This is a genomic window from Azonexus sp., from assembly GCF_041909095.1.
In the GTDB taxonomy this organism is placed as follows: domain Bacteria; phylum Pseudomonadota; class Gammaproteobacteria; order Burkholderiales; family Rhodocyclaceae; genus Azonexus.
In genome coordinates this window covers 1,244,709-1,269,920 of record NZ_JAYREB010000001.1, presented here as the reverse complement: position 1 = coordinate 1,269,920, position 25,212 = coordinate 1,244,709, and the positions used below count along the sequence as shown (strand labels likewise).

General features: G+C 62.8%; 18 protein-coding genes. 3 read left to right on the top strand and 15 right to left on the bottom strand.

Annotation, left to right across the window (positions count from 1 at the left end):
- The gene (locus tag ACE3OV_RS06065) at window positions 1-1,437 is read left to right on the top strand and encodes a bacteriohemerythrin (RefSeq protein WP_374326022.1); all 1,437 of its coding nucleotides are present in this window, start codon (window positions 1-3) and stop codon (window positions 1,435-1,437) included.
- Here ACE3OV_RS06065 and ACE3OV_RS06060 read toward each other — a convergent pair.
- The 3 genes from ACE3OV_RS06060 to ACE3OV_RS06050 form a co-directional block, all read right to left on the bottom strand.
- Entirely contained in the window at window positions 1,434-2,504 is a 1,071-nt protein-coding gene (locus ACE3OV_RS06060) for a GGDEF domain-containing protein (protein WP_374326020.1), read from the bottom strand. The genes ACE3OV_RS06065 and ACE3OV_RS06060 overlap by 4 nt on opposite strands.
- Before the next feature lie 184 nt (window positions 2,505-2,688).
- Window positions 2,689-4,326, bottom strand: coding sequence for an electron transfer flavoprotein-ubiquinone oxidoreductase (locus ACE3OV_RS06055; RefSeq protein WP_374326018.1), 1,638 nt, complete (start codon window positions 4,324-4,326; stop codon window positions 2,689-2,691).
- An 8-nt stretch (window positions 4,327-4,334) separates the two neighbouring features.
- Window positions 4,335-6,113: an acyl-CoA dehydrogenase C-terminal domain-containing protein gene (locus ACE3OV_RS06050; protein WP_374326016.1), complete on the bottom strand. Its 1,779-nt coding sequence runs from the start codon at window positions 6,111-6,113 to the stop codon at window positions 4,335-4,337.
- A 286-nt stretch (window positions 6,114-6,399) separates the two neighbouring features.
- Here ACE3OV_RS06050 and ACE3OV_RS06045 point away from each other — a divergent pair, with 286 nt between their 5' ends.
- Both ACE3OV_RS06045 and ACE3OV_RS06040 read left to right on the top strand, forming a co-directional pair.
- A complete protein-coding gene (locus tag ACE3OV_RS06045; protein ID WP_374326014.1) occupies window positions 6,400-8,430 on the top strand; it encodes a PAS-domain containing protein in 2,031 nt (676 codons plus the stop codon).
- Window positions 8,427-9,161 carry a response regulator transcription factor gene (locus ACE3OV_RS06040; protein ID WP_374326012.1) on the top strand — a complete coding sequence of 245 codons (735 nt, stop codon included), beginning with the start codon at window positions 8,427-8,429 and terminating at the stop codon, window positions 9,159-9,161. Before ACE3OV_RS06045 ends, ACE3OV_RS06040 begins: the two co-directional genes overlap by 4 nt.
- A 49-nt stretch (window positions 9,162-9,210) precedes the next feature.
- Here ACE3OV_RS06040 and fusA read toward each other — a convergent pair whose 3' ends face one another.
- From fusA to ACE3OV_RS05980, 12 genes are all read right to left on the bottom strand, one after another.
- Window positions 9,211-11,262 carry an elongation factor G gene (gene fusA, locus ACE3OV_RS06035; protein ID WP_374326011.1) on the bottom strand — a complete coding sequence of 684 codons (2,052 nt, stop codon included), beginning with the start codon at window positions 11,260-11,262 and terminating at the stop codon, window positions 9,211-9,213.
- Between the two features lie 33 nt (window positions 11,263-11,295).
- A complete protein-coding gene (locus ACE3OV_RS06030) occupies window positions 11,296-11,622 on the bottom strand; it encodes a hypothetical protein (protein WP_374326010.1) in 327 nt (108 codons plus the stop codon).
- Window positions 11,619-12,977: a bifunctional UDP-N-acetylglucosamine diphosphorylase/glucosamine-1-phosphate N-acetyltransferase GlmU gene (gene glmU / locus ACE3OV_RS06025; protein ID WP_374326009.1), complete on the bottom strand. Its 1,359-nt coding sequence runs from the start codon at window positions 12,975-12,977 to the stop codon at window positions 11,619-11,621. The genes ACE3OV_RS06030 and glmU overlap by 4 nt, the downstream gene beginning before the upstream one ends.
- 38 nt (window positions 12,978-13,015) lie before the next feature.
- On the bottom strand, window positions 13,016-13,723 hold the full coding sequence (locus ACE3OV_RS06020; protein ID WP_374326007.1) for a YEATS-associated helix-containing protein: 708 nt from the start codon (window positions 13,721-13,723) through the stop codon (window positions 13,016-13,018).
- Window positions 13,724-13,814: 91 nt separating this feature from the next.
- Window positions 13,815-15,284, bottom strand: coding sequence for a glutamate synthase subunit beta (locus ACE3OV_RS06015; RefSeq protein ID WP_374326005.1), 1,470 nt, complete (start codon window positions 15,282-15,284; stop codon window positions 13,815-13,817).
- A complete protein-coding gene (gene gltB, locus ACE3OV_RS06010) occupies window positions 15,284-19,921 on the bottom strand; it encodes a glutamate synthase large subunit (RefSeq protein ID WP_374326003.1) in 4,638 nt (1,545 codons plus the stop codon). Before gltB ends, ACE3OV_RS06015 begins: the two co-directional genes overlap by 1 nt.
- A gap of 13 nt (window positions 19,922-19,934) precedes the next feature.
- The gene (locus ACE3OV_RS06005) at window positions 19,935-20,102 is read right to left on the bottom strand and encodes a hypothetical protein (RefSeq protein ID WP_374326001.1); all 168 of its coding nucleotides are present in this window, start codon (window positions 20,100-20,102) and stop codon (window positions 19,935-19,937) included.
- Between the two features lie 3 nt (window positions 20,103-20,105).
- Window positions 20,106-21,188, bottom strand: coding sequence for a 3-dehydroquinate synthase (aroB, locus tag ACE3OV_RS06000; protein WP_374326000.1), 1,083 nt, complete (start codon window positions 21,186-21,188; stop codon window positions 20,106-20,108).
- Complete coding sequence (locus tag ACE3OV_RS05995) at window positions 21,188-21,682, bottom strand: shikimate kinase (RefSeq protein ID WP_374326241.1); 495 nt, start codon at window positions 21,680-21,682, stop codon at window positions 21,188-21,190. The genes aroB and ACE3OV_RS05995 overlap by 1 nt, the downstream gene beginning before the upstream one ends.
- Before the next feature lie 124 nt (window positions 21,683-21,806).
- Window positions 21,807-23,981 (bottom strand): type IV pilus secretin PilQ, encoded by a 2,175-nt coding sequence (gene pilQ / locus ACE3OV_RS05990; protein ID WP_374325998.1) that lies wholly within the window; start codon window positions 23,979-23,981, stop codon window positions 21,807-21,809.
- A complete protein-coding gene (locus ACE3OV_RS05985; RefSeq protein ID WP_374325996.1) occupies window positions 23,978-24,523 on the bottom strand; it encodes a pilus assembly protein PilP in 546 nt (181 codons plus the stop codon). Before ACE3OV_RS05985 ends, pilQ begins: the two co-directional genes overlap by 4 nt.
- Complete coding sequence (locus tag ACE3OV_RS05980; RefSeq protein WP_374326240.1) at window positions 24,520-25,209, bottom strand: type 4a pilus biogenesis protein PilO; 690 nt, start codon at window positions 25,207-25,209, stop codon at window positions 24,520-24,522. The genes ACE3OV_RS05985 and ACE3OV_RS05980 overlap by 4 nt, the downstream gene beginning before the upstream one ends.
- Window positions 25,210-25,212: the final 3 nt, after the last annotated feature.

Below are 25,212 nucleotides of genomic sequence, written 5' to 3'. Positions count from 1 at the left end.
ATGGAAGCCTTTGTCTGGGACCAGCGTTTTGAGACCGGCCTCGATCTGGTCGATAGCCAGCACCGCCAACTGGTGGAAACCACCAACGAACTGGGCGATACGCTGATCGCCGGCGGCGTCGACGAAGCAAAACTGCAGGCCTTGTTCCACCGCCTGGCCGAGTACGCGCGCCACCATTTCGCCGACGAGGAAAAGCTGATGCAGGCCCAGGGCATCGACCCACGGCACCTGCGGGAACACACGACCCACCACCACCAGTTCATCGAACAGGTGGTGGCCATGTGGCGTTCGCGCGCCACCATGCAGCACCCGGCGGAAACCCTGCACGGTTTCCTGGCCGCCTGGCTGACCGTGCATATCCTCGGCGAAGACCAGGTCATGGCCCGCCAGCTGGCACATATCCGGAGCGGCGCCACAGCCACCGAAGCCTACGCCCGGGAGCGCGAGCAACGCGACCCGACCGCGTCGATCCTGCTCGAAGCGCTGGGCCGGCTCTACGCGCTGGTCAGCGAACAGAACCGCAATCTGGCGGCAAGCAACGCCAGCCTCGAGGAGCGGGTCAGTGCCCGCACCCACGAACTGGCCGAAGCGAACCACAAGCTGGAAACCGAACACCAGGAACTGACCGCACTGCTGCGCAAGGTCGAGGAAGCGCAGCAACAGCTGCTGCAGTCGGAAAAGATGGCGGCAATCGGCCAGCTCGCCGCCGGCGTCGCCCACGAGATCAACAATCCGATCGGCTTCGTCAATTCCAACCTGAGTTCGCTGAAGAACTACGTTAGCCAGCTACTTGCCGTCATCGCCGCCTACGAAGGCGGTGACGGCGCTGCCGTGGCCACGGCAAGGCGGGCCGCCGATCTCGATTTCCTGCGCGAGGACCTGCCGGCCTTGCTCGCCGAATCGCAGGAGGGCCTCAACCGGGTGACGCGCATCGTCCAGGACCTCAAGGATTTCTCGCGTGTCGACCAGACCGAGCACCAGTCGGCTGACCTCAATGCCGCCCTGCAGAGCACGCTCAACGTCGTGCGCAACGAACTGAAATACAAGGCCGAGGTGGTCCTCGAACTGGGCGACATCCCGGCGGTGGATTGCGTGCCGGCGCAGATCAACCAGGTCTTCATGAACCTGCTGGTCAATGCCGCGCAGGCGATTCCGGAACACGGCCGGATCACCGTCCGTTCCGGTATCGAGAACGCAGGCGTGTGGTTCGAGATCGAGGACACCGGGCGCGGCATGAGCGACGCGGTACGCCAGCGCATCTTCGAACCCTTCTTCACGACCAAGCCGGTCGGCAAGGGCACCGGCCTCGGGCTGTCGATTTCCTACGACATCATCGTCAAGAAGCACCGCGGCCACATCGACGTCCAGAGCGAGCCGGGCAAGGGCAGCCGCTTCCGCATCTGGCTGCCGATACAGGCCGCGGGTGAGGCGGCCTAGAACAGTTCGGCGTCACCGTAGCTGGGGCTGGGGAAGACCCCGGACGCCACCAGTTCCTGGAAATCATAGACGCGGTTGCGCCCATCCTGCTTGGCCTGATAGAGGCTGCGGTCGGCGCGGCTGAGAACTTCCACCGGCAGGATTTCCGGATCGACCTCGGCGTAACCGATGCTGACCGACAGGTGGTCGATGCGCGGGAAACTGTGCGCCTCGATCGCCAGCCGCACGCGTTCGAAGACGTTGCGAGCAATCGCCTCGTTCTCGGCCGAGACGATGGCGACGAACTCCTCGCCGCCGTAGCGGTAAAGCAGGTCGGAGGAACGGAAGGTGTTCTGCATCAGGCGCGAGACGAGGAGCAGGATTTCGTCGCCAACCATGTGGCCGAAGGAATCATTGATCCGCTTGAAGTGGTCGATGTCGATCACCGCCAGCCAGAACTTGCCGTGCCCCTGGCGGCGGCGCCCGTCCTCGCGTTCGCGGAAGGTCTCGGGCTGCGCCATCGCCGACCAGATGCGCTCGAAATTGTTCTCCAGCGCCTGGCGGTTGAGCAGGCCGGTGAGCCGGTCGCGCTGGCTGACGTCGAGCAGAGCGTAGTAATTGGAGAAGACTTCGAGGACACCACGGATCGTCGCGTCCTCGTTGGCCGACACCTCGTGGTCGCGGCGGAAGACGAAATAGCCGCAGACATCACCGGCGCCGAGCAGCGGATAGGCAATCAGCATTTCGCCATCGAGCAGGCGCGAGCAGGGCTTGCCGAGCAGGCGCACGTTGTCGGTCAGGGCAATGACTTCCGGCGCCACGTCGGAAAGCTGGACGATTTCCTCGATCCGTTCGAGCATGCGGGCGACACCATCGCCTTCGACGACCTTGGAGCGGTGATAATGGATCACCCTGACCAGCAACTGGGCTTCGTCGAGCCGGTAGAGCGAGGTGTCGAGGACGCCGAGCAGCGGTCCCAGCGTGCGCAACAGGCTTTGCTCAAGCAGCTCGGTATCGCGGATCGAGGTCATCACCCCCAGTTTGCCGAGCAGACCGGGAACCCTCAACGGATTGCTGTTGTTCAACATGCGCATGGCGAAAAGTACGGCGTAGCCGCTGCAGTGAGACTGAATATGATAATCCCGAGCTCATATGCCTTGCGGGATTTTTGTAAAAAACCGCAAAAAAACGGGGCCTTACGGCCCCGACAAAGTATGAAGACCGAGGTCGTTTGCTGTTCTCCCCCAAATCTCCAACGCAGAGTTGCGCTGCTCACATGTTCGGATAGTTCGGCCCGCCGCCGCCTTCGGGTACCGTCCACACGATGTTCTGGGTCGGGTCCTTGATGTCGCAGGTCTTGCAGTGCAGGCAGTTCTGGGCGTTGATCTGCAAGCGCGGCGCGCCTTCGTCCTCGCCGAGGATTTCATAGACGCCGGCCGGGCAGTAACGCGTTTCCGGCGCGCCGTACTTCGCGTAATTGACCGACACCGGCACCGCCACGTCCTTCAAACGCAAGTGGCTGGGCTGGTTTTCCTCGTGGTTGGTCGCCGACAGGAAGACCGACGACAGGCGGTCGAAGCTCAGCTTGCCGTCCGGCTTCGGATAGTCGATCCGGGCGTGGGCCGACTTCTCACCCAGTTGCGTGTGGTCGTCGTGATGCGCCAGCGTCCACGGCGCCTTGCCGCGGAACAGGAAGGTGTCGAGCGCGCTGTAGGCGATGCCACCCCACAGCCCCCACTTGAACGCCGGGCGCACGTTGCGCACCCGGTAGAGTTCGTCCCACAACCAGTTCTCACGCAGAATTTGCGGATAGGCCAGGGCTTCCTGCCCGCCTTCGGCATCGCCCAGCAGCGCGACGACGGCATCGGCGGCGAGCATGGCCGACTGCATCGCCATGTGCGTGCCCTTGATCTTCGGCACGTTGAGGAAACCGGCGGTATCGCCGACCAGCAGGCCGCCCGGGAAAGTCAGCCGGGGCAGCGACTGGAAGCCGCCTTCCGACAGCGCACGGGCGCCGTAGGAAATACGCCGGCCGCCTTCGAAGAAACCGCGGATCGCCGGATGCGTTTTGTAGCGCTGGAATTCCTCGAACGGCGACAGCCAGGGATTCTGGTAGTCGAGACCGACGACGAAACCGACGGCGACCAGGTTGTTCTCCAGGTGATAGAGGAAGGAACCGCCGTAGGTGTCGCTGGCCAGCGGCCAGCCCACCGAATGCACGATCAGCCCCGGCTGGTGTTTCGCCGGATCGATTTCCCACAGTTCCTTGATGCCGATGCCGTAGGTCTGCGGGTCGGCGCCATCGCGCAGATTGAAGCGCTCGAACAGTTCGCGGGTCAGCGAACCACGGCAGCCTTCGGCGAAGATCGTCTGCTTTGCGTGCAGTTCCATGCCCGGCTGGAAGTTGTGGCCGGGCTGGCCGTCCTTGCCGATGCCGAGGTCGCCGGTGGCGACGCCCTTGACCGAGCCGTCCTCGTGGTAGAGGACTTCGGCGGCGGCGAAGCCGGGGTAGATCTCGACACCAAGCGCTTCCGCCTGCTCGCCCAGCCAGCGACAGAAGTTGCCCAGGCTGACGATGTAGTTGCCGTGGTTGGCCATCTGCGGGGGCGTCGGCAGCTTGAACGAACCGCCCTCGGTAAGAAACAGGAAACGGTCCTCGCCGGCCGGCGTGTTGAGCGGCGCGCCGCGTTCCTGCCAGTCGGGGAACAACTCGGCCAGGGCGCGGGTTTCGATGACGGCGCCGGACAGGATGTGGGCGCCGATTTCCGAGCCCTTCTCGAGCAGGCAGACCGACAGCTCACGGCCGGCGGCCGCCGCCTGCTGCTTGACGCGGATCGCCGCGGTCAGCCCCGCAGGGCCGCCGCCGACGATCACGACGTCGTACTCCATCGCATCGCGATCGGTACGCATGATGGCGCTCAGAACAGGTCTTCGGCGAGACCGAAGACGGCCTCGGCGCCACCCATCACTTCCGCCGCGTAGGCCGCCGCGAACGGCAGCTGGTGCGTCGCGAAATACTCGGCGGTCGCCAGCTTGGCCCGGTAGAACGGGTCGCTGTCGCCGGCCGCGATGCGGGCTGCGGCAACGCCGGCCGACTTGGCCATCAGCCAGCCGCCGGCGACGATGCCGGTCAGCTTGAGGAAGGGCACCGAACCGGCATGCACGGCCTGCGGCTTGTCGTTGTAGTTGGCGAGAATCCAGTCAGCGGCGGCAGTCAGCGCCGCGGCACCGTTCTTCAGGTTGGCGGCGATGTTGGCGAGACCGGCATTACCGGCGAGTTCGTCGGCGGTGGCGTTGATCTCGGCGAGCATCGCCTTCATGCCGGCGCCCGGCACCTTTTCGCGCGCCAGCTTGCGGCCGACCAGGTCGTTCGCCTGGATCGCCGTCGTCCCTTCGTAGATGGTGGTGATCCGGGAATCGCGGTAGTACTGCGCGGCACCGGTTTCCTCGATGAAGCCGACGCCACCGAAGACCTGCAGCGCGTTCGACGACAGCTCGACGCCCTGCTCGGTGCTCCAGCCCTTGACCACCGGCGTCAGCAGGTCGATGCGCGCCTGCGCGGCGGCGTCGCCGGCGTGCGCCTTGTCGATCTGGGCGGCGGCGTAATAGGCCAGGGTGCGCATCGCTTCGGTGCGCGACTTGACGTCCATCAGCAGGCGGCGGACATCGGGGTGATGCAGGATCGGCTTCTTCTCGCCCGACTTGTCGCCGACGATGGCGCCCTGGATACGTTCCTTGGCGTACCACAGCGCATGCTGGTAGGCGCGCTCGGCGATGCCGACGCCTTCCAGGCCGACGTTGACGCGGGCGTGGTTCATCATCGTGAACATGTAGCCGATGCCCTTGTTCTCTTCGCCGATCAGGTAGCCGACGGCGCCTTCCTTGTCGCCGTAGGACATCACCGCCGTCGGGCTGCCGTGGATGCCGAGCTTGTGTTCGAGCGAGGCGCAGATCAGGTCGTTGCGGGCACCGAGCGAGCCGTCGTCATTGACCAGGAACTTCGGCACCAGGAACAGCGAGATACCCTTCAGTCCCGGCGGCGCGTCCGGCAGACGGGCGAGCACCAGGTGGATGATGTTTTCGGCGCAGTCGTTTTCGCCCCAGGTGATGAAGATCTTGGTACCGGTGACCAGGTAGGTGCCGTCGTCGAGCTTCCTTGCCTTGGTGCTGATCGCCGCCAGGTCGGAGCCGGCGTTCGGCTCGGTCAGGTTCATGGTGCCGGTCCACACGCCTTCGACCATCTTCGGCAGATACTTCTGCTTGAGTTCGTCGGAAGCATGGTGGGCGATCGCCTCGATGGCGCCGCCGGTAAGCATCGGGCACAGCGCAAAGGCCATGTTGGCCGACTTCCACATTTCGTTGACCGCCATCGTCACTGCCGCCGGCAGGCCCTGGCCGCCGTATTCCGGCGAGAAGGGCATGGCGTTCCAGCCGGTTTCGCAGAACAACTGGTAAGCATCCTTGAAGCCGGGCGAGGTGGTGACCACGCCGTCCTTGACCACGGCGCCCTGATTGTCGCCATTGCGGTTGATCGGATCGAGCACGCCGCTGGCGAACTTGGCCGCTTCTTCAAGAATCGATTCGACCAGGTCGACGGAACATTCCTCGTTGCCCGGCAAGGCGCAGATCTCGTCGAGACCGGCGATATCCTTGAGAACGAACTGCATGTCACGCAGCGGTGCGGTGTAAGTACTCATTCACAGCTTCCTTTCAGACAAGATGGCGCCCGCGACGCGAACGCCAGGCAGCCCGCCGCGGCGGGCATGACGATGACGATTCTGATAAGGATGGCCGGACCTGCCGGCCCGGCCAATCTCCTCGCTTTTTACTTCTTAATACCTGCCAGAGTGCTGTTCTCCTTGAACGGCCGGTATCCTTCTTGTGGGCCGTAGCATTACAGAACACTCTTGCACAACTATTGGCGCAATGTAACGAATCATTGCATTGTCGTTCAAGCCAGGCGCCTTGCTCTAGAATCCCGCGATGCCTCATGCCTCCCTCCCCGCCGACCAGTCGAACCGGCTCGCCACGCTGCAGGACGGGCTCGACCTGCTCGACCAGGGGATCAGTGTCTTCGACCGCGACCTGCGGCTGGTCGCCTGGAACCGCCCCTTCCTCGAACTGCTCGGTTTCCCGAACGAACTGGGGCGGATCGGTACGCCGTTCGCCGACTTCATCCGCTACAACGCGCAGCGCGGCGAATACGGTCCCGGCGACCCCGAGGCCCAGGTCGCCGAACGCGTCGCCGAGGCCCGCCACTTCGTCGCCCACGTCAGCGAACGGCGCCGCCCCAACGGCCGCCTGCTGCTGCTGCGCGGCGAACCGCTGCCGCACGGCGGCTTCGTCACGCTGTACAGCGACATCACGGAACAGCGCTACCTGGAGCAGTTGAGCGAGCACCAGAACCTGCAGCTCGACGAACGCGTCCGCCGCCGCACCGCCCAGCTGGAAAACGCCAACGCCAACCTGCGCCAGGCCAACGCCGAGAAGGAGCGGATCGCCGCCGCGCTCGGCCGCAGCGAAGCCCGCCTGCGCCTGATCAACGACACCATCCCCATCCTCATCGGTTACGTCGACCGTCAGCAGATCTACCAGTACGCCAACAAGGGTTACGCCGACTGGTACTGCCTGCCGGCGGGCAGCGTGATCGGCCGCTCGGTGCTCGATGTGGTCGGCCCCGAAGTCTATGCCCAGGTCGGCGAGCAGGTGCGGCGGGCGCTGTCCGGCGAGCAGGTCAGTTACGAGTACCGGATGCTGCGCCACGGCCAGACGGTCTTCGCGCACAGCACGCTGGTTCCGGAAATCGGCAGCGATGGCGACACCCACGGCTTCTTCGTCTTCTCGCACGACATCACCGAGCAGAAGCGGATGCAGACGGCACTGCTGCAGGCCCAGAAGATGGAAGCGATCGGCCGCCTGACCGGCGGTCTGGCGCATGACTTCAACAACCTGCTGACGGTGATCATCGGCAACCTGGCGGCGCTCCAGGACCACCGGCCGGACGACCCTGGAATCGCCGACTTCGTCAGCCCGGCGCTGCAGTCGGCGCGGCGCGGCGTGCAGTTGATCCGCCGCCTGCTCACCTACTCCCGGCAACAGCCGCTGGAACCGCAGGCGGTCGACATCGGCCAGCTGATTGGCGACCTGACGCGACTGATCCGGCGCTCGCTGCCGGAGAACATCGTCGTCGATTGCCGCAACGCCGAAGGGGGCCTGTTCGCCAAGGTGGACCCGGCACAGCTGGAAAGCGCCCTGCTCAACTTCGCGCTCAACGCCCGCGATGCGATGCCGCAAGGCGGCCGGCTGACGATTTCCGCCGACCTCACCGAGCTGCCGGCCGACGCCCCGGAAACCGCCGAATTCGACGTCGCGCCCGGCAACTACGTCGCCATCGCGGTCGCCGACGACGGTTGCGGCATGGACGCGCACACCCTGGCGCATGCCTGCGAACCCTTCTTCACCACCAAGCGCCTCGGCCTCGGCAACGGACTGGGGTTGGCCATGGCGCAGGGCTTCATCCGCCAGTCGGCGGGCGGCATGCGCATCCGCAGCGAACCGGAGCGCGGCACCCAGGTTGAAATCGTCCTGCCGCAGACCGCGGCGCCCGCCGCCCGGCAGGCCACCGCCGACGCGCCGCCGCCCGAAGCCGACGGCGATCTGGTGCTGCTGGTCGAGGATGACGAGAATGTCCGCCGCGTCGTCCGCCAGCAATTGATCGATCTCGGCCACCCGGTGATCGAAGCGGAAAACGCCGGCCAGGCGCTCGACATGGCACGCCACATTCCGGACATCGCGATCGTTGTCAGCGACGTGCTGATGCCGGGCGAACTGAACGGCCGCCAACTGGCGCGACAGTTGCTGCGGGAATACCCATCGCTGCGCATCGTGCTGATGAGCGGCTACACCGAAGACGAGGACGCGCGCAGCCGGGACTTTCCCATCCTGGCCAAGCCCTTCCTCAGGCAGGAACTGGCGCGGGCTCTGCAACGCGCCGCGGGCGAGGAGACCCCATGAAGGAGCTGGACAGCGGCAAACTGATCGCCATCGTCGAGGACGACCCCGACGTCGCCCGCATCATCGAACAGGTACTCGCCGATTTCGGCTTCCGCACACTGTGGTGCCGCAGCGGCGGTGACCTGCTGCGCCGCCTGCGCAACCTGTCGCCGGCGCTGTGCATCATCGACCTCGGCCTGCCCGACATGGACGGCATCGAGGCCATGCAGCGGGTGCGCGCGCAGACCGCCTGCGGCATCATGATCCTGACCGGCCGCGCCCACGTCAGCGACCGCGTCATGGGCCTCGAACTGGGGGCCGACGACTACGTGCTGAAACCGTTCGAGCCGCGTGAACTGGTCGCCCGCGTGCGCAGCATCCTGCGCCGCCGCGAAAGTGCCAGCGAACAGACGCCCAGCCAGATCGCCCATTTCGGCGGCTGGCGTTTCAACCTGGCGAACAACACGCTCGGCGCACCGGACGGCAACGAACAGGTGTTGAGCACGGCGGAAGCCGAACTGCTCAAGGTCTTCGTCAGCCACCCCAACCGCATCCTGCAGCGGGAAAAACTGATGGGATCGCGCGACATCGGCCCCAGCGACCGCGCCATCGACGTCCGTGTTTCCCGCCTGCGGCGCAAGCTGGAGCCGGACGCCGACAGCCCTTCCTTCATCAAGACCGTCTATGGTGCCGGCTACCTGTTCCTGGCGGCTGTCGAGTGGCACGAGGGCGACGCCGGCAGCGGCCACTGAAAGAAAAAGGGCCGCAACGCGGCCCTTGGCAAGCAGCAGGAGCGGGCGCTTACTCTTCATCGTCGTGCAACTGGAACCGGCTCGCCAGTTGCTGCTGGACGTTGGGCGGCACTGCCGCGTAGCGCGCGAAGTCGATCGTGTAGCTGCCCTGGCCGCCGGTCAGCGACTTCAGCCGCGACTGGTAGTCGTCGAGCTCGGCCAGCGGCACCTCGCCGCTGATCGCGGCGAAGCCGTGACCGCGCCCGTCGGTACCGGTGACGTGACCGCGGCGCCCGGAGAGATCACCGGCGAGGTCACCGATGGCGTTCTCCGGAGCAACGATCTCGATGCCGACGATCGGTTCGAGAACGATCGGCCGGGCGTTGCGAATCGCCTCGATCACCGCCTTGCGACCGGCGATGGTGAAGGCGACTTCCTTGCCGTCGACCGGATGAGTCTTGCCGTCGTAAACGGTGACGCGCAGGTCCTGGACTTCGTAGCCGGCGACGACGCCGCCGGCCAGCGCCTGGCGCACGCCCTTCTCGACTGCCGGCATGAAGACACCGGGAATCACGCCGCCCTTGACCGCATCGACAAATTCGAAGCCCTCGCCGCGCGCCCGCGGTTCGATGCGCAGATGCACCTCGCCGAACTGGCCGGCGCCGCCCGACTGTTTCTTGTGCCGGTACATCGCCTCGGCCGGCGCAGTGATCGTCTCGCGGTAGGGAATGCGCGGCGGCTTGGTGTCGACTTCCAGCTTGTACTGGCCGAGCATGCGCGCCAGCTTGGCTTTCAGGTGCATGTCGCCGAGGCCGCGGATGACGGTTTCGTTGCTGCTTGGGTGGCGCTCGATGACGAAGGTCGGGTCTTCCATTGCCAGCTTGCCGAGGATGTCGAAGAGGCGCTGCTCGTCGCCCTTCTTTTTCGTCTCGACCGCCAAGCCGGCCATCGGCCTGGGAAAGTCGAGTGGCACCAGGTGAATGTGATCCTCGTCATGCGAATCGTGCAGCACGCAATCGAACTCGATTTCCTCGACTTTGGCGACAGCACCGATCTCGCCCGGCAACAGCGCATCGACCTCGACGGTGTCCTTGCCCTGCAGGCGGTAAAGGTGGGCGACCTTGAACGGCCGCTTGCCGTCACCGACAAAGAGCTGCATGTCCTTCTTCACCGTCCCCTGATGCACGCGGAAGACGCCGATCTTGCCCAGATAGGGGTCGACGACGACCTTGAAGACATGCGCCAGCACGTGCAGATCGGGATCGGGCTGGGCAGCGAAGGCGCTGCACTCGGCGCCGGGTTCGCCCCGGTAGAACGGCGGCGGATTGCCTTCCGCCGGATTCGGTGCCAGCGTCGCCAGCACGTGCAGCAACTGCGGAATGCCGGCACCGGTCTTCGCCGAGGTGAACAGGATGGGGATCAGGTGACCGGCGCGCAGCGCCTTCTCGAAGGGCGCGTGCAGATCGTTCGTCGACGGGTCGCTGCCTTCGTCGAGATAGCGGGCGAGCAGGTCTTCGTCCTCCTCGACGATCTGGTCGATGAGCGCCCGGTGGGCGGCGGCGACGGAAGCGAAGTCGGCATCGCCGGCATCATGTTCGAGGACCTCGACGACGTCGGCGGCGCCATGCGCCGGCAGGTCAAGCACCAGGCACTGGCTGCCGAAGCGTTCGCGAATCTCGGCGACCAGTCCGGGCAGGTCGAGATTGTCGGCGTCGATCTTGTTGACGACGATCATCCGGCACAGGCCGCGCTCGCCGGCCAGGCGCATCATCCGTTCGGCGCTCAGTTCGATGCCGGCCTGGGCATTGATCACGACCAAAGCGGTATCGGCGGCGGCCAGCGCGGCAATCGCCTGCCCGGCGAAATCCGGATAGCCCGGCGTGTCGACGGCATGGATGGTGACCCCTTCGTGGCGAACCGAGAATACCGCGCTGCTCAGGGAATGGCCGGCTTCCTTTTCCTGCGGGTCGTTGTCGCAGACGGTGCTGCCGCGCTCGATGCTGCCCTTCGCCGCAATGGCGCCGGTCGCGTGGAGCAGGGCCTCGGCCAGCGTGGTCTTGCCGGCGGCACCGTGGCCGACGAGGACGACACTACGAAGGGACTCACTGGTGAACTTGGACATCGTCTTCTCCCTGAGCAAATTGTCAGTAACACGCTAGCGCATTTTTTGCGCCTCGACCATTTCGGCAATCAAACGTTCTGCGAAATAAGGGCCCAAACTGAGGATCAGGATGCCGGCAAGGCTCAGCAAGGCCAATGCACCAATCAGCTGGTAGCGCGCCCGGCGGAAATCCTCGCCCCGGGTCCACGCAAACCACAAGGGCCCGACCACCGGCAAGGCGACGACCGGCAGCGCGATGCGCCAGCCGAAGCTGAGCGCCGCCGGCAGCGTATTGATGTAGCCGACCAGCAACAAGGTACCGCCCCCTGCCATGAGGAGCGAACTGACGATGGCGAAAGTCACGAACCAGGCATCCATCACTTCTTCTCCTTGACCGGACGCTTCCAGCCCGCCAGCGTGATCTGCTTGGCGCGCGAAACGGTCAGTGCATCCGGCGGCGCGTCCTTGGTCAGCGTCGTGCCGGCACCGAGGGTTGCCCCGCGATGGACAGTCACCGGCGCCACCAGCTGGGTGTCGGAACCGATGAAGACGTCGTCCTCGATCACCGTCTTGAACTTGTTGGCGCCGTCGTAGTTGCAGGTGATGGTGCCGGCGCCGACGTTGACCCGCTGGCCGATCTCGGCGTCGCCGATGTAGGCCAGGTGGTTGGCCTTGGACTGGGCGCCGATGACGCTCTTCTTGATCTCGACGAAGTTGCCGACATGGACCTCGGGACCGAGTTCGGTGCCCGGCCGCAGACGGGCATAGGGGCCAAGCACGCCATCCGGACCGATCACCGCGTCCTCGAAGTGGCAGAAGGCGGCGATCCGCGTCCCGGCACCGACCTTGACGTTCTTCAGCACGCAGTAGGGGCCGACTTCGACCGCATCGCCGAGTTCGACCTGGCCCTCGAAAACGCAGCCGACATCGATCGCCACATCACGCCCATGGGTGAGGTGGCCGCGGACGTCGAGGCGCGCCGGATCGGCCAGGCGGACGCCGGCGACCAGCAGTTGGTCGGCAATGTTGCGCTGATGCTGGCGTTCCAGCTCAGCCAGTTGCACCTTGCTGTTGACCCCGAGCACTTCCCATTCGCCGTCCGGCTGCGCGGTGCGCACCGGCAGGCCTTCCGCCACCGCCAGCGCGACGACGTCGGTCAGGTAGTACTCGCCCTGGGCGTTGTCGTTCTTCAGGCTGGACAGCCAGTCGGCCAGCCGCGCGGTCGGCAGCGCCATGATGCCGGTGTTGATTTCGCGGATCGCCTTCTCGGCCTCGCCCGCATCCTTCTGTTCGACAATGCGGCAGACCTGGCCGCGCTCGTCGCGGACGATGCGACCGTAACCGGTCGGCTCGGCGAGATCGACGGTGAGGATGGCCAGCCCATCGCGGCCGGCTTGCAGCAGCCGTTTCAGGGTTGCCAGCGAGGTCAGCGGCACGTCGCCGTAGAGGACCAGCGTCTGCGCCCCGTCGCCCAGTTGCGGTACAGCCTGCGCCAGCGCGTGGCCGGTGCCCAGTTGCTGCGCCTGTTCGGCCCACAGGATGTCGGGGGCGGACAGCGTCGCCCGCACGACGTCGCCACCATGGCCATAGACGACGATCAGCCTTTCCGGCGCCAGCTCGCGCGCCGTATCGATGACGTGACGCGCCAGCGGCTTGCCGGCGACCGGATGGAGAACCTTGGGCAGGTTGGAATGCATGCGCTTGCCTTGGCCGGCAGCGAGAATGACGACGTTCATGTTTTCTTCTGGTGATTAGCGGCTTGGCCGGCAGGGTTTCAGGCGATTTTCTTGTCTTGTTGGTGGCCGACGACTTCCTCGAGCACAGCCTTGCCGCGTGCGGAAACAAACCAGTGCAGGACGTTCTTTTCGTTGATCCGGGTTTCGATGACGCCCAGGGCCTTCATCACGGTCAGACGCTGACTGACGTAGTCCCGGGGCAGCCCGGTACGTTCGCAGACGGCGGCAAGGTTGCCGTAAACGAACTTTTCCTGCGCCAGCGCGCGCAAGACCTCGACATCGTTGTAGGACAGCACTTCGTTCGGATTGGTCTCAGCCGTCTCTTTCACGGCCGGCAGGGCGTCACGCGCCTGCTTGAGGTGACCGACTTCGTTGCGGACCTGTTCGATCTGGCCGAGCAGGCGCTGGGCGAGGTTCTCGAAAAGACGCCGCGACGCCACCACGTAGATCAGGCAGAAACCGGCGAAGACGTAGAAATCCACGGGCTTGTTGCGTGCCCCTTCGAGCAGGGTGCTGGATATCATGTTCAGGAACAAGGGCACGGTGAGCGCGGCTATCACACCGAACACCGCATAGCGCGTCCAGTTGTGGCGGTTCTGCTCGCTTGCCTTTTCAGCCAGAAAGAAATTGGCGGTTCCTCCCAATACGCCGGCCAGCACCATGATCGCCAGGATCAGCAGCATGTGTCCGTCGAGCAAGGAACCTGACAAATTCAACTGGAATGCCTGTTGCAATTCGGACCCCATGATCTCTCCCTATTGATATGCCAGCATTTTTGCACAAACAAAAACCCCGCGGGTCGGAACCGGCGGGGTTTTGCTTTCATTTCGCCCAGCTTCAGCGAGGCAGGCTGGTCGATCCCATCAGGAAGGCATCGACTTCGCGGGCGGCCTGACGGCCCTCGCGGATCGCCCAGACGACCAGCGACTGACCGCGCCGCACGTCGCCGGCGGCAAACACGCCATCGACGCTGGTGCGGTAGCAGCCTTCGCCGTCGGTCGTCGCGCTGGCATTGCCGCGGCCATCCTTGGCGACGCCGAAGGCATCGAGCAGGCTGCCCACCGGATTGACGAAGCCCATGGCCAGGAAGGCGGCGTCGCACGGCAGTTCGAATTCGGAGCCGGCGACTTCGCTCATCTTGCCGCCCGCCCATTCGACACGCACCGCCTTGAGCGCCTTGACGTTGCCCTGGCCGTCGGCAATGAATTCCTTGGTCGCCACGGCGAACTCGCGGACGGTGGCGCCTTCCTTGTGCGAGGACGAGGTGCGCATCTTCAGCGGCCAGTACGGCCAGGTCAGCGGCTTGTTCTCCTGCTCCGGCGGCGCCGGCATCAGTTCGAACTGGGTGACCGAAGCTGCGCCATGGCGGTAGCTGGTACCGACACAGTCGGAACCGGTATCGCCGCCGCCGATGACGATGACGTGCTTGCCCTTGACGTTGATCGGGTTCTTGATCCCTTGCTGCACTTCCTTGTTCTGCGGAATCAGGAATTCCAGCGCCGCGTAGACGCCCTTCAGTTCGCGGCCCGGCACCGGCAGGTCGCGCGGCACTTCGGAACCGGCGGCGAGGATCACCGCGTCGAAATCCTTCTTCAACTGTTCGGCAGAAACCGTCTCGGTGGCATCGTTGTTGATGCCGGCCGGGATCGCCTTGTCGCCGACGATGACCTTGGTCCGGAAGACGACGCCTTCGGCTTCCATCTGCGCGACGCGACGGTCGATCACCGACTTGTTCAACTTGAAGTCGGGGATGCCGAAGCCGAGCAGACCGCCGATCCGGCTCGATTTCTCGAACACGGTGACGTCATGGCCGACACGCGCCAGTTGCTGGGCGGCGGCCATGCCGGCCGGGCCGGAACCGACGATGGCGACCTTCTTGCCGGTCTTGGTCTTGGCCGGTTGCGGCACGACCCAACCCATTTCCCAGCCCTTGTCGATGATGAAGTGCTCGATCGACTTGATACCCACCGGCGCCGCGTTGATGCCCAGCGTACAGGCGGCTTCGCAGGGCGCCGGACAGATGCGGCCGGTGAAATCGGGGAAGTTGTTGGTCGAGTGCAGGACTTCCAGCGCCTGCTTCCAGTTGCCCTTGTACACCAGGTCATTCCAGTCCGGAATGATGTTGTTGACCGGGCAGCCGTTGTTGCAGAACGGAATGCCGCAGTCCATGCAACGCGCGCCCTGCGTCTTGGCAGCGTCGTCCGACAGGGTCTGGACGAATTCCTTGTAGTGCGTCAGACGCTGTTCGACCGGTTCGTAAGCCTCTTCGAGGCGTTCGAATTCCATGAATCCAGTCGGCTTGCCCATTATGCGGCCTCCTTGCGTGCAGCAGCGGCCATCTCGGTGAGCGCCCGCTTGTATTCGTGCGGATAGACTTTGACGAATTTCTCGCGGTAGACGTCCCAGTTCGCCAGGATGTTCCTGGCGGTGGCGCTACCCGTGTATTCGACGTGGCGGGTCAGCAGTTCCTGCAGCTGGACTTCGTCGGCCAGGCCGCGATGCAGCGGCTCGCCGGCGGCATGGCGCGCGGCCGGCAGGACCTTTTCAAGGGCTACCTGGGCCAGGTTGCAGCGCTGCTTGAACGTGCCGTCCTCGTCGAGGACGTAGGCGACGCCGCCCGACATGCCGGCTGCGAAGTTGCGCCCGGTCATGCCGAGGACGACGACGGTACCACCGGTCATGTACTCGCAACCGTGGTCACCGACGCCTTCGACGACGGCCGTCGCGCCGGAGTTGCGGACGCAGAAGCGCTCGCCGCCGACACCGGCGAGGAAGGATTCGCCTTCGGTCGCACCGTACATCACGGTATTGCCGACGATGATGTTGTGCTGCGTATCGCCGCGGAAATCCGGGCTCGGCTTGATGATGATGCGGCCGCCCGACAGGCCCTTGCCGACGTAGTCGTTGCCTTCGCCGGTCAGTTCCAGCGTCACGCCACGGGCCAGGAAGGCACCGAAGGCCTGACCGGCGGTGCCGGTCAGCTTGACGTGGATGGTGTCGTCCGGCAGGCCGGCGTTGCCGTAGCGGCGCGCGACCTCACCCGACAACATGGTGCCGCAGGTGCGGTTGACGTTGATGATCGACGTTTCGATCTGGACCTTCTGGGCCTTTTCCAGCGCCGGACGAGCCTGTTCGATCAGCTTGTGATCGAGCGCCTTCTCGAGGCCATGATCCTGGACTTCGGTGTGACGGCGCGGCACTTCAGCGGGCACCGGCGGCTGGTAGAAGACCTTCGAGAAGTCGAGCCCCTTGGCCTTCCAGTGCTCGATGCCGGCACGCATGTCGAGCAGGTCGGCCCGGCCGACCAGGTCGTCGAACTTGCGAATGCCCAACTGGGCCATGATTTCGCGCACTTCCTCGGCGACGAAGAAGAAGTAGTTGACGACATGTTCCGGCTGGCCGGTGAAACGCTTGCGCAGTTCCGGATCCTGGGTGGCAACGCCGACCGGGCAGGTATTGAGATGGCACTTGCGCATCATGATGCAGCCTTCGACGACCAGCGGCGCGGTGGCGAAGCCGAATTCGTCGGCACCGAGCAGGGCGCCGATGACGACGTCGCGGCCGGTCTTCATCTGGCCGTCGACCTGAACGCGAATGCGCGAGCGCAGGCGGTTCAGCACCAGGGTCTGCTGGGTTTCGGACAGACCAAGTTCCCACGGCGTACCGGCGTGCTTGATCGACGACTGCGGCGAGGCGCCGGTGCCGCCGTCAAAACCGGCGATCACGACGTGATCGGCCTTGGCCTTGGCGACGCCGGCGGCGACGGTACCGACACCGACTTCGGATACCAGCTTGACCGAGATCGACGCCTGGCTGTTGGCGTTCTTCAGGTCATGGATCAGCTGCGCAAGGTCTTCGATCGAGTAAATGTCGTGGTGCGGCGGCGGCGAAATCAGGCCGACGCCCGGCACCGAGTGACGCAGGAAGCCGATGTACTCGGAAACCTTGTGGCCGGGCAACTGGCCACCTTCGCCGGGCTTGGCGCCCTGGGCCATCTTGATCTGGATCTGGTCGGCATTGACCAGATATTCGGTGGTGACGCCGAAACGACCGGAAGCGACCTGCTTGATCGCCGAGCGCAGCGAGTCGCCTTCCTTGAATTCGTAGTCACGCTCGATGCGCGACGCACCGACGACTTCCGACAGCTTCTGACCGGCCTTCAGCGGCTGGAAGCGCTTGGCGTCCTCGCCACCTTCGCCGGTATTGGACTTGCCGCCGATGCGGTTCATGGCGACCGCCAGCGTGGTGTGCGCTTCGGTCGAGATCGAGCCGAGCGACATGGCACCGGTGGCGAAACGCTTGACGATTTCCTTCGCCGGTTCGACTTCTTCCAGCGGCACGGGAGTGCCCTGCGGCTTGAATTCGAACAGACCGCGCAGGGTCAGGTGACGCTTGGTCTGATCGTTGATCAGCTTGGCGTATTCCTTGTAGGTCTCGTACTTGCCGGAGCGCGTCGAGTGCTGCAGCTTGGCGATCGAATCCGGCGTCCACATGTGCTCTTCGCCACGGATGCGGAAAGCGTACTCGCCGCCGGCATCGAGCATGCTGGCCAGGACCGGGTCGCCGGAGAAGGCGTCGCGATGCAGGCGAATGGCTTCCTCGGCCACTTCGAAGACGCCGATCCCCTCAATGTTCGACGGCGTACCGGTAAAGTACTTCTCGATGAATTCCTTCTGCAGACCGATCGCTTCGAAGATCTGGGCGCCGGTGTAGGACATGTAGGTCGAGATGCCCATCTTGGACATCACCTTGCACAGCCCCTTGCCGATTGCCTTGATGAAGTTCTTGACGTACTTCTCGGCCTTCTCGGCGTCGCCCTTGGCCAGCGCTTCGATGGTTTCCAGCGCCAGGTAGGGATGGACGGCTTCTGCACCGTAGCCGCCGAGCAGCGCGAAATGATGCACTTCGCGGGCGGAACCGGTTTCGACGACGAGACCGGCGCTGGTGCGCAGGCCCTTCTTGACCAGGTGCTGGTGGATCGTCGAGGTGGCGAGCAGCGCCGGAATGGCGACATGCTCGGCATCGACCATGCGGTCGGAGACGATCAGGATGTTGGCGCCGGAACGCACCGCGTCTTCGGCATCGGCCGCCAGCGAGGCGAGTCGGGCTTCGATGCCGGCCTTGCCCCAGGCCACCGGGTAGCAGATGTCGAGCTCGAAGGAGCGGAACTTGCCCGAGGTGTACTTTTCGATGTTGCGCAGCTTTTCAATTTCGGCGCAGGTCAGCACCGGCTGCGACACTTCGAGACGGATCGGCGGGTTGATGTCGTTGGTGTTCAAGAGGTTCGGCTTCGGTCCGATGAAGGACACCAGCGACATGACCAGTTCCTCGCGGATCGGGTCGATCGGCGGGTTGGTGACCTGCGCGAACAACTGCTTGAAGTAGGCGTACAACGCCTTGTTCTTGCTCGACAACACCGGCAGTGCCGAATCGGTCCCCATCGAGCCGGTGGCCTCCTCGCCGTTCTGCACCATCGGCTCCAGGATGACCTTGATGTCTTCCTGGGTGAAGCCGAAGGCCTGCTGGCGATCGAGCAGCGAAGCGCGGGCACCGACGCATTGCTCGTCGGCGGACGGCACTTCGTCGAGCTTGATGCGGATCTTCTCGATCCATTCGCGATAAGGCTTGGCCTTGGCCAGCGAATCCTTGAGTTCCTTGTCGTCGATGATGCGGCCCTGGTCCATGTCGATCAGGAACATCTTGCCCGGCTGCAGGCGCCATTTCTTGACGATCTTCTTTTCCGGGATCGGCAACACGCCGGACTCGGAAGCCATGACCACCAGGTCGTCGTCAGTGACCAGGTAACGCGCCGGACGCAGACCGTTGCGATCCAGGGTGGCGCCGATCTGCCGGCCATCGGTGAACGCCACGGCAGCCGGACCGTCCCAGGGCTCCATCATGGCGGCGTGGTATTCGTAGAAGGCGCGACGGTTTTCGTCCATCAGCGTGTGCTTTTCCCAGGCTTCCGGGATCATCAGCATCACCGCCTGGGCCAGCGAGTAGCTACCGCCCATGACCAATAGCTCGAGCGCGTTGTCGAAGGACGCGGAATCGGACTGGCCTGGATAATGCAGCGGCCAGACCTTGGCCAGGTCATCGCCCAGGATCGGCGAGGAAATGGCTTGCTCACGGGCCTTGAACCAGTTTACGTTGCCACGCACGGTGTTGATTTCACCGTTGTGGGCGATGTAACGGAACGGGTGAGCGAGATCCCAGGTCGGGAAGGTATTGGTCGAGAAACGCTGATGCACCAGGGCCAACGCGGAAACCGTGCGCTTGTCCTGAAGGTCTTCGTAGTACACACCGACCTGATCGGCGAGCAGCAGGCCCTTGTAGTTGATCGTCCGCGCGGAGAACGACGGCACGTAGAATTCCTGGCCGTGCTTGAGCTTGAGCGACTTGATCGCGTTGGCGGCACGCCGACGGATGATGTATAGCTTGCGCTCGAGGGCGTCGGTAACGAAGACATCGGGGCCGCGACCGACGAACACCTGGCGGATCACCGGCTCCGTGTCACGCACGGTAGGCGACATCGGCATTGCAGCATTGACCGGAACGTCCCGCCAACCGAGCAGAACCTGGCCTTCCGCCTTGATCGAGCGCTCGATCTCCTCAACGCAGGCATGCCGCGAAGCCGCCTCCTGGGGCAGGAAGACCATGCCGACGCCGTATTCTCCGGCGGGCGGCAGTTCGACGCCTTGGCGGGCCATCTCTTCGCGGTAAAACTGATCGGGAATCTGAATCAGGATACCCGCGCCATCGCCCTGCAGGGGATCGGCGCCCACGGCACCGCGATGGTCGAGGTTTTTCAGGATCAACAAACCCTGCTCGACGATGCTGTGACTCTTCTGGCCTTTGACATGGGCCACAAAACCCACGCCGCAAGCGTCGTGCTCGTTGGCGGGGTCGTACAACCCCTGCCGCTCAGGTACAGCCGATTCCATCACACGCATTCCTTCAAATAATTTGGCCGATTGAGCGACCAATCATGAGAAAGCCGGGCTGGACGAAGTCAGCACCGGCAAGCAAAACCCCACAGGCAACCGTTAATTTTAGCGGAAAAAGCCTTTTCAATTCAAGAAACTGTTTTGCACCAACAACGACGCCCGAGGGCACCGCATTCACCAGTCAGGTGCATCCCCGCTCGATGGCCTGCGCAATCTGCGACTCGCTAGCCTGCTCAGTCAATACCGCGCGCCCCAACTGCTCGAGAAGAACCAGACGCAATCTGCCGTCGAGAACTTTCTTGTCGTGACTCATCAACTCCATGTAGCGAGCCACACCGAGCCTGGGAGAACGCAGCGGCAAGGCACAGCGCTCGAACAATTTGCCCATCCTCGCCACATCTTTGTCATCAAGCCAGCCCAGCAGATTCGACAAATGCGCAGCAATCATCGTGCCTGCCGCAACCGCCTCACCATGCAACCACACGCCATAGCCGAGGCCGGTTTCTATCGCATGACCGAAGGTGTGACCAAGGTTCAGCAAGGCGCGCTCACCGCTTTCACGCTCGTCGGCTGCCACAACTTCCGCCTTGTTGCGACAGGAACGTTCAATGGCATAAATCAGCGCCGCGCGATCACGCGCCAGCAAATGCTCGAGATTAGCCTCAATCCAGACCAGAAACTCGGGGTCACGGATCAAGCCATACTTGATGACCTCCGCCAGACCTGCGCGCAACTCCCGATCCGGCAGGGTATCCAGGGTCGCCACATCGGCGAGTACCATCTGCGGCTGGTAGAAGGCACCAATCATGTTTTTGCCCAGCGGATGGTTGATGGCGGTCTTCCCTCCCACCGACGAATCCACCTGCGCCAACAGGGTTGTCGGCACCTGCACGAAGGGCATACCGCGCTGATAGCAGGCTGCGGCAAACCCGCCCATGTCTCCGATAACCCCACCCCCGAGGGCAATCAGGGTGGTGTTGCGCTCGCATTTGTTGAGCAGCAGTGCGTCGAAAATGCGATTCAGGATTTCCCAGGTCTTGTATGCCTCGCCATCCGGCAAAATTACGGGAATGGCGGTCACCCCTCCCCGGGCAAGCGTTGCCAGCAGCACATCCAGATAAAGCGGGGCAACCGTTTCGTTGCTGACCACAACCGCTTGCCGGCCTCGAATGTGAGGCAGCAATAGAGCTTCGCGCGCCAGCAGGCTGGAACCGATATGAATCGGATACGCCCTCTCACCCAGAGCAACGTCCAAAGTATGCATTACATCTCCACGCACAATTGATCAAATTCCCGTATCAGGTAATGCACCACCCCGGCCGCTACCAGTTGCCCTCCCTCGACCACCAGATGTGCCGTCTCCCGATAAAGGGGATCGCGTATCTCGTGCAGGCTTTCCAGGCGCGCCAGGGGATCCTCTACCTGTAGCAGCGGCCGGTTTCTGTCGTGACGCGTTCGCTGATACAGCATCAGTGGCGGCACATTCAGGTACACCACCCATCCGGTTTGATGCAGACGCTGCCGGTTTTCGGGATTAAGCACCACCCCCCCCCCGGTCGCCATGACGATCCCGGACTGCGCGCTTAGCTCATGTATGGTCTGCGACTCCCGGCGACGAAAACCATCCTCCCCTTCTATCTCGAAAATGGTCGGTATTGGCACGCCTGTTCGCTCAACGATCTCATGGTCGGAGTCAAAAAACGGCCGCCCCAGACGTTTCGCCAATTGCCGGCCGATCGTGGTCTTTCCGGCCCCCATCAGCCCGACCAGATAGATGTTGGTTTCCTTGTTCACGGCCACGATTCTAGCCGACTCTTCCCCGCGCACCAAAAAGAAGGCCGGCTAATGCCGGCCTTCGATTCGATCTAGATCGCTTAGCGATTTAGTTGAGTCGCAATTTGTCGGAAATTATCCTGGGCGTAATGAAAACCAGGAGTTCGCGGCGCGTGCTTTTCTCCTTCTTGTACTTGAACAACCAGCCCAGCGCAGGCAGATCGCCAAGGAAAGGAACCTTCTCGACACCATTCTGAATATCGTTGATGAACACACCGCCAATCACCACGGTCCCGCCATTTTCAACAACGGCATTCGTCTGCACCACCGAACTCTTGATCGGCGGATTCGCGTAACCGTTCAACACCACCGCCTTAGTCCAGTCTGCCTCTTCTTTCTTGACCACCAGATTCATTTTGACTGTCCCCTCGGGAGTAATCTGGGGCGTGACCAGCAATGAAAGTTTGGCCGGCTTGAAACTGACAGTTGCAGTCGAAGTGCCGCCAGTACTCTGGATCGTGACGTAAGGAATTTCGGTACCGTCTTCGATTTTTGCTTCGACATTGTTCGCGGTAACGATGCGCGGACTCGAGATGATCTTCCCCAAACCGTCACTCTGCAGCGCTGTCAGTTCCAGATTGAGGATGCGGGTCGCGGCGGAATTGAACAGGCTCAGCGCCAGCGAGCCCCCGGTGGCCGGAGCCGGCAAATTGACCCCCACCATCGGATTCTGGATCAAGGTTGCCGGGGTCGTCGTCGTTACCCCATTGGAGGTGGTATCGATCGCCGGCGTCATTTTGCCACCCGCAGTGTAGATGCCCGAGCCACCAAGCTGCACAGCCTTCGAGTTGATCAGACCAATCTTGGCCCCCAGCTCGCGATTGAAATTATCCTGCGCCTCAACAATTCTGGCTTCAATCATCACTTGGCGCGCACCGACATCAATCGTCTTGATGAAGGAGCGAATCTCGGCGAGCTTCGACGGGATATCGGTAACAAAAAGGATGTTCGATTGCGGATCAGCGACGGCACTGCCACGCTTACTCAGGATCTTCTGGGTTGCGATTGCCCCACCACCTTCGGCACCGCTGGAGGCCTGCTGATCGGAGCCCGATAGCAAACGTGCCACATCTCCCGCCCGCTGATAGTTCAGCATGAACTGCTCCATCTGCAACGGCTCAAGTTCGCTGATCTGCTGACGCGATTCGAAATCTAGCTTCTCGCGGGTGGCAATTTCGTCACGCGGGGCAATCATGATGATATTGCCCTTCTTGCGCATGTCGAGGCCCTTCTGCTGGAAGATGATATCGATCACCTGGTCGGCTGGCACGTCCTTGAGGACCAGGGTCGTCGTTCCGGTCACGGTCTCGCTGATCACCGCGTTCAACCCGAGCTCTTCCGCCATCAAGCGCAACAGCGCTCGCACATCGCCGTTCTGGTAGTTGATACTGACGCGCGGCCCCTGATAACCGATCTTCGTTCCCTGAACCAGTTTGTTGGGATCCTCGACAATTTCCTTGACCTCAACCACGAACTGGTTGTCGGTCTGATAAGCGTTATGCTCCCACAGCCCCTTTGGGGTGATCGTCATCCGCACGTTCTCGCCCATGACCCGGGTCTCCACCCCCAGGACCGGCGTGGCGAAATCGGTCACATCGAGTTTGCGGCGCAGATGTTCGGGAACGCTCGTCTTCATGAAATCAACAATCAGCCCCGTTCCCTGCTTGCGAATATCGATCCCGGTACCAGCATCGCTCAACTCTACGACAACCCGTCCCTCACCATCCTTGCCGCGCCGGAAAACCACATCGCGAACTGCATGACGCGAACCAACCAGACTCTCTTCTGCGAAGCGGACCGAGCGCTCGGCCACTGCGTCGCCCAGGCGCTCGATCGGTGTCAGGGTGACATACAAAGACTTCCCGTCGAGACGCGTCCGGTAGTTCATGTTACGCACGAGATTCAGCACCAGACGTGTTCTTCCGGCGACCTGAACGATATTGATGCTGCGCAGATCGCCCTGATTCAGCATTTCCGTTGTTTTTCCCAACGCATTGGCTGTTCCGGGGAAATCGAAAGCGATCTTCGCCGGATTGGCAACGGCGAAGCCCGCAGGCGGTGTCGCCAGCGCTTCCTTGAGATCGATCTTTACCGCTGTCTCATTGCCCTGCTGCGCAACATTGACCGCTTCGATAGCGTTCGCCGCAGCCGTTTCCGCCCGCAAAGGGGAAGCCATCAGCATACAGATGGCCGCGACGGCCGTTACGTAGTTGACCAATTTCATTTACCGCTCCCCTCCGTGGTCTGCAGGAATAGTGAACTCTGGCGCTCACTCCATTCCCCAGCAGAATCCTGAATCAGTTCCTTCAATTTCAGTTCGCTCTCGCCGATCTCGGTCACCATGCCGAAATCCAGCCCTAAATAATCGCCGACCTTCACTTGCTTGACATTATTTTCGTACTTGATGACCGCGATCGGACGCTTGTTGACTACCAATCGACCAATCATGGTCAGGGACTCAAGGGGATACTTCTCCAGGACACTGTTGCGCAACTCCCTGGCCTCGAAATCAGGCTGGAATTGCCCCCCCTTCCCCGTACCGAAGCGATTTTTTGTATCCGGGTCAATTTTCTTGGCCCTGAACGGCTCAATCATGTCGCTGACTTCGTAAGGTACCGGCTCATAGGACTTTACCTCAGGCAGCGGCTCAACTTTACCCCGCAAATCCCTTGAGTTTTCCTCCATCCATGACCTGAGTTCGTCCTGCTCACTGCCAGAACAGCCGGCGATGGCGATGCACAAGGCCACAAGCGCAATATGTCTCACTTGCCCCCTCCCTTTGCCTGGTCTGCTTTGAGTTTTTCCTCTGCCCGCTTCTGCTCAGCCAGTTCCTCTTCATCAAGATAGCGGAAGGTCTTCACAGTCGCGTCCAGAGAGAGGGTTTCGCTATTTTTCAGTGGCGCGATGGCAACGCTGTTGAGCGTGACGATACGCGGCAACTTCGCCACATCGGCAGCAAAAGCACCAATATCGTGGTAAGAGCCGTTGATCTTCACGGTTACCGGCAGCTCTGCATAAAAATCCTTGATCTGTTCAGCGCCCGGGCGGAACAACTCAAACTGCAGACCACGACCAAGCCCAGCCTGGTTGACTTCGATCAACAACGCCTCGATTTCGGACTTGTTCGGCAACTGCTTGAGCAGTGCGCCAAACGAACGGTCGATTTCGGCCAGTTGCTGGGTATAGAGATCCAGATTTACTGCCTGACGCTTTTTGGCAATGTACTGGTCCTTCAAACTCAACTCTTCTTGGCCGGCGCCTTCCAAGAGCGCCAGTTGGTCACTCCAGAAAAACCACCAACCAGCCAGCAGGATGACCAGAAAAACCCCTATCAGCACTGTAACCTTGGGAATGGCGGGCCATGCCCCCGGATCGTTGGGGTTCATGTAACGGAAATCATCAAGGATGGCCTGGTAGCTCACTCGCGACGCTTTCCCGGTCAATACAGGCATTTT

Excerpts from the sequence above, each read along its gene's own strand:
- ACE3OV_RS06065 (WP_374326022.1), top strand. The coding sequence starts at position 1 with ATGGAAGCCTTTGTCTGGGACCAGCGTTTTGAGACCGGCCTCGATCTG.
- ACE3OV_RS06060 (WP_374326020.1), bottom strand. The coding sequence starts at position 2,504 with ATGTTGAACAACAGCAATCCGTTGAGGGTTCCCGGTCTGCTCGGCAAA.
- ACE3OV_RS06055 (WP_374326018.1), bottom strand. The coding sequence starts at position 4,326 with ATGCGTACCGATCGCGATGCGATGGAGTACGACGTCGTGATCGTCGGC.
- ACE3OV_RS06050 (WP_374326016.1), bottom strand. The coding sequence starts at position 6,113 with ATGAGTACTTACACCGCACCGCTGCGTGACATGCAGTTCGTTCTCAAG.
- ACE3OV_RS06045 (WP_374326014.1), top strand. The coding sequence starts at position 6,400 with ATGCCTCATGCCTCCCTCCCCGCCGACCAGTCGAACCGGCTCGCCACG.
- ACE3OV_RS06040 (WP_374326012.1), top strand. The coding sequence starts at position 8,427 with ATGAAGGAGCTGGACAGCGGCAAACTGATCGCCATCGTCGAGGACGAC.
- fusA (WP_374326011.1), bottom strand. The coding sequence starts at position 11,262 with ATGTCCAAGTTCACCAGTGAGTCCCTTCGTAGTGTCGTCCTCGTCGGC.
- glmU (WP_374326009.1), bottom strand. The coding sequence starts at position 12,977 with ATGAACGTCGTCATTCTCGCTGCCGGCCAAGGCAAGCGCATGCATTCC.
- ACE3OV_RS06020 (WP_374326007.1), bottom strand. The coding sequence starts at position 13,723 with ATGGGGTCCGAATTGCAACAGGCATTCCAGTTGAATTTGTCAGGTTCC.
- ACE3OV_RS06015 (WP_374326005.1), bottom strand. The coding sequence starts at position 15,284 with ATGGGCAAGCCGACTGGATTCATGGAATTCGAACGCCTCGAAGAGGCT.
- gltB (WP_374326003.1), bottom strand. The coding sequence starts at position 19,921 with ATGGAATCGGCTGTACCTGAGCGGCAGGGGTTGTACGACCCCGCCAAC.
- aroB (WP_374326000.1), bottom strand. The coding sequence starts at position 21,188 with ATGCATACTTTGGACGTTGCTCTGGGTGAGAGGGCGTATCCGATTCAT.
- ACE3OV_RS05995 (WP_374326241.1), bottom strand. The coding sequence starts at position 21,682 with ATGGGGGCCGGAAAGACCACGATCGGCCGGCAATTGGCGAAACGTCTG.
- pilQ (WP_374325998.1), bottom strand. The coding sequence starts at position 23,981 with ATGAAATTGGTCAACTACGTAACGGCCGTCGCGGCCATCTGTATGCTG.
- ACE3OV_RS05980 (WP_374326240.1), bottom strand. The coding sequence starts at position 25,209 with ATGCCTGTATTGACCGGGAAAGCGTCGCGAGTGAGCTACCAGGCCATC.